Source organism: Streptomyces sp. DH12 (genome assembly GCF_020873895.1).
In the GTDB taxonomy this organism is placed as follows: Bacteria; Actinomycetota; Actinomycetes; order Streptomycetales; family Streptomycetaceae; genus Streptomyces.
This window is the reverse complement of the sequence record NZ_JAHWGT010000121.1, coordinates 1-987: the sequence shown is the minus strand read 5'-3', so window position 1 is coordinate 987 and position 987 is coordinate 1. Positions and strand designations below refer to the sequence as shown.

Genomic DNA, 987 nt, shown 5'->3' with positions numbered 1-987 from the left:
CATCGAGACCGCGCAGGGGATGGGCCGCCGCGGCCTGGTGCTGAAGCTGCTGACCTCGCTGAAGCAGATCTGCGACCACCCCGCGCTGTACCTCAAGGAAGAGCACGCCCCGGCCGGCGACCGCCTCGCCGCCCGCTCCGGCAAACTCGCCCTGCTCGACGAGCTGCTGGACACGGTGCTCGCCGAGGACAACTCGGCCCTCGTCTTCACCCAGTACGTCGGCATGGCCCGCCTGATCACCCGCCACCTCGCCGAGCGCGCCGTCCCGGTCGACCTGCTGCACGGCGGGACGCCGGTGCCCGAGCGGGAGCGGATGGTGGACCGCTTCCAGAGCGGCGCGGTCCCGGTGCTCGTGCTGTCCCTCAAGGCGGCCGGCACCGGCCTCAACCTCACCCGCGCGGGGCACGTCGTCCACTTCGACCGCTGGTGGAACCCGGCGGTGGAGGAACAGGCCACCGACCGCGCGTACCGCATCGGCCAGACCCAGCCCGTCCAGGTCCACCGGCTGGTCACCGAGGGAACGGTGGAGGACCGCATCGCCGAGATGCTCCAGTCCAAGCGGGCCCTCGCCGACGCGATCCTCGGCTCGGGCGAGTCCGCCCTCACGGAACTCACCGACCGCGAGCTGTCCGACCTGGTGTCCCTCAGGAGGACGACATGACGCCCCGTCCGTCGGAGGAGGCGCGCGAGGCGCTGCGGGCGGCACGGGAGGGGTCCCCGTCCCGGGGCGCGGTGCCTCCCGTCGGGGAGGCGGGGGCTCCGGGGGAGCCGGCGGGGTCGGCGGCCGACGTGCGGGAGGCGCTGCGCGCGGCGGGGGAGCGGGGGTCGGGATGAGAGGTGTCCCCGTGCCGGGACGGGGGGTCCGAGGTGGAGCCGTCGTTTTCGGCGGCTGGGACGGCTCCGGAATTGGGGTCCGCGCAGGCCGGTGCGGCGTCCCCGGCCGACCGGACGCCCCGCCCGTCCGACGCGGCGCGGGAGGCACTGCAC

2 protein-coding genes are annotated in these 987 nt (G+C 75.2%); both read left to right on the top strand.

Going from position 1 to position 987, the window contains the following annotated elements:
- On the top strand, window positions 1-661 hold a 661-nt coding region (locus tag LPA54_RS32905; RefSeq protein ID WP_228984415.1), incomplete at its 5' end, for a DEAD/DEAH box helicase.
- On the top strand, window positions 658-834 hold the full coding sequence (locus LPA54_RS32900) for a hypothetical protein (protein ID WP_228984414.1): 177 nt from the start codon (window positions 658-660) through the stop codon (window positions 832-834). The genes LPA54_RS32905 and LPA54_RS32900, both read left to right, overlap by 4 nt.
- Window positions 835-987: the final 153 nt, after the last annotated feature.